This is a genomic window from Syntrophorhabdaceae bacterium (assembly GCA_035541755.1).
GTDB lineage: Bacteria > Desulfobacterota > Syntrophorhabdia > Syntrophorhabdales > Syntrophorhabdaceae > PNOF01.
This window is the reverse complement of record DATKMQ010000099.1, coordinates 1-8,951: the sequence shown is the minus strand read 5'-3', so window position 1 is coordinate 8,951 and position 8,951 is coordinate 1. Positions and strand designations below refer to the sequence as shown.

General features: G+C 54.5%; 9 protein-coding genes. 8 read left to right on the top strand and 1 reads right to left on the bottom strand.

Translation table 11 applies throughout. The features are described 5' to 3' along the window. A partial coding sequence (locus VMT62_10045) for a trypsin-like peptidase domain-containing protein (GenBank protein ID HVN96760.1) occupies nt 1–777 on the bottom strand: 777 nt, incomplete at its 3' end. A 397-nt stretch (nt 778–1,174) separates the two neighbouring features. Here VMT62_10045 and VMT62_10040 point away from each other — a divergent pair. From VMT62_10040 to VMT62_10005, 8 genes are all read left to right on the top strand, one after another. Then, complete coding sequence (locus VMT62_10040) at nt 1,175–1,945, top strand: FCD domain-containing protein (GenBank protein ID HVN96759.1); 771 nt, start codon at nt 1,175–1,177, stop codon at nt 1,943–1,945. Nucleotides 1,946–1,958: 13 nt separating this feature from the next. Then, nucleotides 1,959–3,170 carry an amidohydrolase family protein gene (locus VMT62_10035; protein ID HVN96758.1) on the top strand — a complete coding sequence of 404 codons (1,212 nt, stop codon included), beginning with the start codon at nt 1,959–1,961 and terminating at the stop codon, nt 3,168–3,170. A gap of 15 nt (nt 3,171–3,185) precedes the next feature. Next, entirely contained in the window at nt 3,186–4,310 is a 1,125-nt protein-coding gene (locus tag VMT62_10030; protein HVN96757.1) for a dipeptide epimerase, read from the top strand. Nucleotides 4,311–4,347: 37 nt separating this feature from the next. Next, nucleotides 4,348–5,853: an ABC transporter substrate-binding protein gene (locus tag VMT62_10025; protein ID HVN96756.1), complete on the top strand. Its 1,506-nt coding sequence runs from the start codon at nt 4,348–4,350 to the stop codon at nt 5,851–5,853. Between the two features lie 61 nt (nt 5,854–5,914). Then, nucleotides 5,915–6,832 (top strand): ABC transporter permease, encoded by a 918-nt coding sequence (locus tag VMT62_10020; protein HVN96755.1) that lies wholly within the window; start codon nt 5,915–5,917, stop codon nt 6,830–6,832. 1 nt (nt 6,833) lies between these two features. Further along, nucleotides 6,834–7,730 (top strand): ABC transporter permease, encoded by an 897-nt coding sequence (locus VMT62_10015; GenBank protein ID HVN96754.1) that lies wholly within the window; start codon nt 6,834–6,836, stop codon nt 7,728–7,730. Between the two features lie 3 nt (nt 7,731–7,733). Continuing rightward, on the top strand, nt 7,734–8,705 hold the full coding sequence (locus tag VMT62_10010) for an ABC transporter ATP-binding protein (protein ID HVN96753.1): 972 nt from the start codon (nt 7,734–7,736) through the stop codon (nt 8,703–8,705). After that, a partial coding sequence (locus VMT62_10005; GenBank protein ID HVN96752.1) for an ABC transporter ATP-binding protein occupies nt 8,705–8,951 on the top strand: 247 nt, incomplete at its 3' end. The genes VMT62_10010 and VMT62_10005, both read left to right, overlap by 1 nt.

Genomic DNA, 8,951 nt, shown 5'->3' with positions numbered 1-8,951 from the left:
AATGGTGAAGCCTATACCCTCAAAGCCACCCGACTGACTGGCTATGGCGGCGTTTACCCCGATCACCTGGCCATAAAGATTGAGCAGAGGGCCACCGCTGTTGCCCGGATTAATGGCGGCGGATGTCTGAAGAAAATCCTGAAAGGCGCTCTTATCGGTGATGTCCGTTCGATGTTTGGCGCTGATAATCCCCTGAGTGACCGACTTTTCCAGGGCGCGCGGCGCGCCGATAGCCACGACCCACTCGCCGACCTCAGTTGCATCGGAATCGCCGAAGGTTACGCAAGGGAGTGGTTTTCCTGCCGCAATGTGGACCACTGCGAGGTCTGTCTTGGCGTCACCGCCAACGAGTTTTGCCGGATATCGGGCCCCATCCGCGAGCGTGACCTGGATTTTGGTTGCGCCACCGGCAACGTGATAATTCGTGAGGATATCTCCTTGAGCGGTGATGATCATGCCCGATCCCAATCCCTTCATCTCCTGCCTGAACCTTCGCGGCATTCTGGGTATGCCGAAGAAACGCCTGAAAAAGGGGTCGTTTTCAAATGGGCCAAAAGGGTTCTCTATGATCCGGCTCTCGGTCACCTCAACATAAACCACAGCAGACATGGTTTGACTTGCAACCTGTTCGACGGCCGCGGTTAAATCGATTGCCCCTTTTGGTTTTTCCTGGATCTTGATTGCGGCATTTCCCCCGTCCAAACGCGCATCCGAGCAGCTCATAAGGGTTAGGGCTATAATAATCAAACCGATTACGCGCCTATAACCGTACTTCACGATCATACTCTCCTTATTACGTAGACTCTATGATTCGGACAGACCTCACAAAGCGTTAGAATGCCTTAAGTCTCAGGCGCAATCTAAGCCTGGTTCCAGGTTCTGTCAACCTTAAGAGAGGCTGATGCGGCTCTTGATTTTGCCGAACCCACATCTATACTCCCCGTCACTTCCGCGAAGAATTCTTCTCATGAATCAAAACAGTATTGAACTTGACGCGCATACAAATCACACATGGATTCTTCCCTTTCTCAAATTTATTGAATTTTTCCTTGACAATCGTAAAGATATTAAATATTAAGTTATTATGTTTTAAAATAAGATGATTTACTTCGTTACATGGATCTCCTTTGCGAAACGGATTCATGAAGGGATCTTGTTAAGAGGTGATTGTCGGATGGTGCGCGCAACCAAAGGTGACATATTGGGCCTCGAGGAAATCTCCTTTAAGAAAGTCAGGATTTCGGACCAGGTAGAAGGGATACTCAAGGAGTTGGTGTTGAAACGCAATGCCGGCGACAAAATTCCCTCGGAAGATGAGATATCTCGCCAATTGAGCGTAAGCAAGGTGACCGTACGCGAAGCGTTAGGGCACCTCGAAGCACAGGGGCTCATCGAAAGGCGTCGTGGCGTCTACGGCGGGACCTTTGTAGCGGAGCCGACCTCTGGAAAGATGAGCGAGATCATCATGAACTACTACTGCATGGGCAATGTTTCGCCGGAACATCTTGTGGAATTCCGGTTCACCCTCGAGCCCACCCTTGCCATGCTCGCCGCTGAGAGGATTACCGACTCAGAGATGGATGGCTTGAAGAAGATCATTGATGCCATTAAGGCCGGATTAGATGAGGCGCGCACCGCTGAAGACCGAAGATCGTGTAGGGCCAAGGCGCTCGAATTTCACGCGCTCGTGGCCGATGCCTGTCACAACCCCCTTTTCAGCCACTTGATGAGGGCCATGACTGATGTGTTTGAAAAGGTCCTCAACCAGGTTCCGCTCCTTGACCCGGAAATAGGCCGCTACGACCTTGAGCACTGCAGGCAGGTTTATGAGGCCTTTGAGCGGCGTGACCGTGCCAGGGCCTACAACCTCATGGCAAAACATTTCGACAAGCTCAAGCAGTACATCGCCGGCATTGACAGGGTGGCACCCACCGAATATGAGTAACAAGGAGGCAGGCGTGGACATACTGTTCGAAAATTGCAGGATCATTGACGGAAAGGGTGGCGTGATCGAGCGGGGATTCGTGGCGGTTGAAGGGAACCGGATACATGCGGTGGGCGATAGCAGCGGGAACAGGCCTCACGCCCGGGAGGCAATAGACCTTACAGGATTAACCCTGCTTCCCGGTATTATCGACTCCCATGTGCACCTCTCTCTGAACGCGGACGCAGACCCCATGGCCTCCTTTGGTCGTGACAGCGACTTCATGATAGCCTACAAATCGCAAAAGAACGCTTACAGGACACTGCTTGCGGGCATTACTACAGTCCGCGATCTGGGATCAACGAGCGATATCGGCATCCACTTGAGAAACGCTGTGGCGAGCGGTATCGTTACGGGCCCCCGTATCCTCTCAAGTGGCAAATGTATATGTATGACCGGCGGTCATGGCTGGACCATGGGCCGCGAAGCAGACGGCGAGGCTGAAGTGAAAAAGGCGGTGCGTGAGCAGTTAAAAGCGGGCGCCGACGTGATAAAGATAATGGCAACGGGCGGCGTCATGACCCAGGGTGTGGAGTCGGGTGCGCCCCAGTATACCTTTGAAGAGCTCAAGGCCGGAACGGAGGAAGCCCACAAGGCCGGGCGCAAAGTCAGTTCACACGTCCAGGGGATCGTGGGTTTGAGAAATGCGCTCAAGGCCGGCATTGAATCAATAGAACACGGCAATATGATCGACGAAGAGACGGTCGCCATGCTGCTTGAGCGCAACGCTTACCTCGTCCCAACCCTATCCGCACCGCACAACATACTGAAAAATGGCGAGGGGAGCGGCATTCCAGCCTATGTTATGGAGAAGACCAGGCGTGTCGCAGGCGCCCACGTGGAGTCGGCAAAGTTGGCCTATACGAGAGGAGTTACGATCGTCATGGGCACTGACGCAGGCACACCCTTTAATCTCCACGGCGCCAACATGAAGGAGTTGGAACTGCTCTGCCGTATCGGTCTTACGCCAATGGAATCGATCATTTCCGCCACTTCGACCGCTGCCCGTCTTCTGGGACTCGATAAAGAACTGGGTGTCGTGGAAGACGGCAAGCTCGCCGACTTGATCGTAATTGAGGGCAACCCGCTTGATGATATCACCATACTGCAAGAGCAGGAGCGGGTTCTGGCGATCATGAAAGACGGTACGTTCTACAAGAAGCTCATTGCTTCAGCCAAGCGCTGAATTGGAGGTCACTCGTTGAAGATCAAGAGCGTCGAAGTCTTTCCGGCCCCGCTTCCTCTACGAAAGCCATTTGCGATCGCCCTGGGCGTTATGACCCACTCGCCGAACGTAGTCGTACGGATAAAGACCGACGAAGGCGTCACGGGCTACGGCGAGGCGTCAACATGGCATGTGGTCTACGGATATGACCAGCGTTCTCTGGTCCAGGCTATTAAGCAGTACCTTACACCCGCCGTGATCGGCATGGACCCGTTTGATATAGAAGGAATAGTGAAGAGGATGGATTCCGTGCTCCCGAAGAACCGCATGGCCAAGGCAGGCGTGGAAACGGCCTGCCAGGACGTGAGGGCAAAAGCAGTGGGTTTGCCGCTCACGCGTCTTCTGGGCGGGGCCACCCCTCAAGCCATCGAAGTGTTGGCAGCGGTCGATATTGTGCCTGTTGCCGAGGCCGAATCCTTGACGAGACTCTGGGTGGAGAAGGGATTTGGATGCATCAAAATAAAGGTGGGCCTCAATGTATCGGAGGACATCGAACGGGTGCGGGTGGTGCGCGAGACCGCCGGACCAGCGATAAGGCTTCGCGTCGACGGCAACCAGGGATACGATAGGGCTCAAGCCATGAAGGCCTGTAAAGCCTTCGAGGCCTTCGACCTCCAGTGGATCGAACAACCTCTTCCTGATTGGGATTTTGATGGTCTGGCCGAGCTCGCGCGGGCCTTCTCGACCCCCATTGCGGTAGACGAAAGCATCACGGGACTCCACGATGTGTACCGTGTAGCAAGATCGGGTGCAGCCGATGTGATCAATATAAAGATCGCAAAATGTGGCGGCATCAGCAATTCTCTCAAGATCGCTCATGCGGCCGAATCGGCCGGACTACCCTGTTTCCTTGGAGGTTGCATCGAGACAGGCGTTGGAACCGCTGCGGCCCTTCATTTTGCAGCGAGTTGCCCCAATCTCGTCCCCGAAATTGAGATGCCGGGGAGCGACGTTTTTACCGACGATTTGCTTATGGAACCTCTTGTCGTAAATAATGGTACAATACCCTTGCCGCAGAAACCGGGCATCGGAGTGGACGTGAACGAGGATAAGCTCGTAATGTATGGGGACCTCGCGCGAAAGCTCTGGTCTGAGACATGAGGCTATGAAGGACAAATCAATTATTAAGGAGGAAGCCATGAAAAAGGGTTTTCTGGTTGTTTTAGTGGGGATGGCACTGCTCTTCGCTTGTTCCCTGGGTTACGCTTCGAAAGACGAGGTCGTGGTCTGCCAGGGGGCAGAGGTCAATTCCCTGGACCCGGCGCGTCATAACTCCGTCACGGACGAGAATTACGCGGTCCAGGTCTTCGACTCTCTGTACTTTTTCGACGCGAACGGGATACCACAGCCCCGCCTCGCCCTCTCCCACAAAGTGATCAATGACACCACCTGGGAATTCAAGCTTCGTAAGGGGGTTAAATTCCATGACGGAACGGTACTCACGGCCAAGGACGTGAAATTCTCTATCGACCGAATGATTGACCCTCAGGTCAAAGCACTCTTCGGCACGTTCTACAGCACCATAAAAGAAGTAACCGTCGTGGATGATTACACGGTCAGAATCATTACCAAGTCGCCCGATCCAATTCTGCTCAACCGGTTAAGCTTGAGCGGGTGGATCCTGCCGGCGGATCTCGTCCAGAAGCAGGGCGCCGAAACCTTCTTCCAGAAGCCCATCGGCACCGGGCCTTTTAAATTCGTAAGCTGGAGCAGAAACGACCGCATGATTCTCGAGGCCAACCAGAACTACTGGGGCGGTGCGCCGAAATTCAAAAGACTCGTAATCAGGCCGGTCCCTGAGATCGCCGCCCGCGTCGCCGAGCTCCAGACCGGGAACGCAGATGTGATCAGCAGTGTGCCGCCTTTTCTTCTTGGAAAGCTAAAGGAAATGCCTAACGTCACGGTGCAGCCCGTACTCTCCGGTCGGACCATCTTTGTGTACATCAACACGTACGGCCAGGACGCCCTCAAGAACAAGAAAGTCCGTCAGGCCCTAAACTATGCCATAGACCGGAAATCGATCATCGATAGTATCCTATCCGGTGCAGGCGTACCCAATGCCGTGGCAATCACCAAGTATCACTTCGGCTTCGATCCCACACTCAAGCCTTATACCTACGACCCCGCCAAAGCCAAGAAACTCTTGGCCGAGGCCGGCTACCCCAATGGCTTCAAGGTTGAGTTCTTAAGCCCGAGCGGAAGGTACGTGATGGACAAGGAGATCGCCGAGGCGGTCGCAAAGATGCTGAACGCCATCGGCGTGCAAACAGAATTTAAGGTTATGGAGTGGGGCACTCTGGTTCAGATTTATTCGGGTAAGAAACTGAAAGACCTGGGCTTCATCGGATGGGGCAACACCCTCTCTGACGCCGATGGTACATACGGTCCATATTTCGGCAGCGCGGAATCTCCCTTTTCCTACTACACCACACCCGCTCTTGCCGACAAGCTCAACAAGGCCCGAACCACCATGGACAAGAAGAAGCGTCTCGCAATGTACAAACAGATACAGGCCGAAATTTTTGACGAAGCCCCTCTGATCTTCCTGTATCAGCAGGTGGACAACTACGTGACATCCAAGGAATTGAAGGGATTTCAGGCTCGTGGTGACGAATTCCTCCTTTTCTATAATGTAAGCAAGTAAGACGCGCGAAAGCCTACAGGGAAGGGGGGGTAACCCCCTTCCCAAACAAAGGAGAAGGTCTTTGGGTCTATACATCGTTCGAAGGCTCTGGCACTCGGTCATCGTGGTCTTCGGGGTAATCGTCATCACCTTTCTCATAGCCCGGGTTATGGGAGATCCAGTAGCGCTGCTTTTGCCTCCGGACGCGAGCAAGGAACAACGGATCGCCATGACACACGAACTGGGGCTCGATAAACCCCTGTACGTGCAACTCGCCGTCTACGTAGGGCAGGTAGTGCGGGGCGATTTCGGAAAGTCCTTCCGGTACAACCAGCCTGTGTTAAGACTCGTGCTCGAAAAATTCCCGGCAACTCTCTATCTTACGATTGTGGCTACGATCATCTCCATCATGATTTCTCTGCCGCTCGGGGTAATCTCTGCGGTACGAAGGGGCACGATTACGGACAGGATCGGGATGGGGCTTGCCGTGCTCGGTCAATCGATCCCCAATTTCTGGGCAGGCATCATGTTAATCCTGCTCTTCGCCGTGAAGTTCAGGCTTTTTCCTCCGTCCGGATATGCGGGGTGGAACGCGGTAATCCTGCCCGCCTTCACCCTTGCGTTGTTCTTTGCTGCGGCCACGGCGCGCCTGACCCGGTCAAATGTGCTCGACGAACTTGATGCCGACTACGTGCGCTACGCCAGACTCAAAGGGGTGCCGGAAAGGACCGTGCTTCTGCGCCACGTGATACGGAACGCCTTCATCAGCATTCTCAACATGGTTGCCCTCCAGTTCGGCCTGCTTTTGGGAGGAGCGGTCATCACCGAGTTCATATTCTCCTGGCCGGGAATCGGAAGGCTCTCTATCGATGCTATCTACGGCCGCGATTTTCCGGTGGTGCAGGCAACGGTCATCATTACGGCTTCCTGTTTCATTCTGATCAACCTCTTCGTGGACGTCGTCTATATGGCGACAGACCCGAGGGTGAAGAGAGGATAAGATGGCTGGTAAGAACTCCACAGACAATGAAACGAGGAAAGCTGAACAGAAGATCAAATTCAGGATGCTCATCCGCCGGATCCCCAAAATCCCGGCGGCGATTATTCTGCTCCTCTTTATCTCGTCCGTCTCCGCCCAGTGGATCGCCCCTCATGACCCCACGGCCCAGACCTTGCTCGACGCCTTGAAGCCGCCTGTGTGGCTTAAGGGCGGTTCAGCCTCCTATATTCTCGGCACAGATGCCCTAGGCAGGGACGTACTGAGCCGGATCATCTACGGATCGCGGGTATCGGTTATCGTCGGGTTCGCCGGGGTGTTGCTTTCCGCTTTTGTGGGCACCCTTCTCGGCATGATCGCCGGTTACTCGGGAGGCAAAATCGACTCCGTTATCATGCGATTCACCGACATGATGCTTTCCATGCCGTACATCCTCATTGCGATGGCCATCATCGCGGCCATCGGTCCGAGCCTCACAAACATCATTATCGCCCTCGCTCTGTGCAACTGGGTCGGCTACACGAGGATTATACGCTTTGAGTCCATGAAGCTCTCCACGGCAGAGTTCGTGGATATGGCCGTCATCTCCGGTTCCGGCAGGTTTAGGAACCTCTTCGTCCACATCCTGCCCAATGTGCTCAACACGGTTTTAGTACTCGCTACCCTCGACGTAGGAAAGATGATCATATTCGAGGCCGCCCTCTCCTTTTTGGGTCTAGGCGTACAGCCCCCTACGGTTACGTGGGGCGGTCTATGCGCCGACGGCAGAAGCAATCTCAGTTTCGGCTGGTGGATTGCCACTTTTCCCGGCATCGCCATCGTCATGACCTGTCTTGCCGGAAACCTGATCGGGGACTGGCTCAGGGATGAGCTTGATCCGCGCCATCAACTGAGGACCTGATATATGGACGAGAAGATCCTTGAAGTGAAAGGCCTGCACATCCATTTTTCCACGGACCGGGGTGTCATCCGTGCCGTGGAAGGGGTCGATTTCTTCATCAGGAAACGGGAAGTACTGGGACTCGTGGGCGAATCGGCGAGCGGGAAAAGTGTGATAGGTCAGGCGCTCGTGGGGGTGGTCGCAAAACCGGCCGGCAGAATCGTGTCCGGAGAGATCCTCTTTAACGGCCAGGATATCTTGAAGAAGAGCGAGACAGAAGTCGAAAAGATACGAGGCAGCGAGATTACCTTCATCCCCCAGGACCCTACAACCGCGTTGAACCCTTTACTCTCCGTGGGGTTTCAGATCTCCGAGGCCTTCAAATATCATCGGACACTCAAGGTGGACGACATGGCCGCCGAAGTGATTAAGGTCATGCAGGTCGTCAACATCCCCTCTCCCGAGCAGCGCCTGAAGGACTACCCGCACCAGTTAAGCGGTGGGCTCAAACAACGGGTGATTATCGCAACCGCTCTTGCCTGCCGCCCCGACCTGCTCATCGCAGACGAGCCCACAAGCGCCCTCGATGTGACCATCCAGATGCAAATCATAAAGCTCATCCGGGAAATCCAGGACCGATTCCACATGACCATGCTGCTCATTACGCACAATTTGGGTCTCGTGGCCAAGATGTGCAACAGAGTGGCGGTGCTCTACTGTGGAAGGATCGTGGAGGAGGCGCCCACAAAGGAACTCTTCAAACGCCCCCGGCATCCCTACACCAAGGGGCTTCTCGCCTCGCTGCCTAAAGGCGAGAAGGGAAAGGTTGAACTCTACACGATCCCGGGTCAGCTCCCCAATCCTCTCTATCATCCGGAGGGATGCCACTTCTCACCCCGCTGCGACTTAAGCACCGGGAAATGCAAAGAAGTGCCCGTCATGGAACAGGCAGGAGAAGACCATCGGGTCAGATGCTGGCGGTGGAGGGAGATGTGATGGGAAATATCATCGAAATCAATGATCTCAAGAAGTATTTCCCCATATCATCGGGTTTTCTCAAGAAAAGGGTGCGTCACTTGAGGGCTGTTGATCAGGTCTCCTTCGCCATTGAAGAAGGCGAGACCTTTGGTCTCGTCGGAGAGTCGGGGTGCGGCAAAACCACCATCGGCAAGATCCTGCTCAAGCTCTACGAGCCCTCGGGGGGCTCGATCCGATTTAAAGGCGAGGACGCGACCTCCTTGA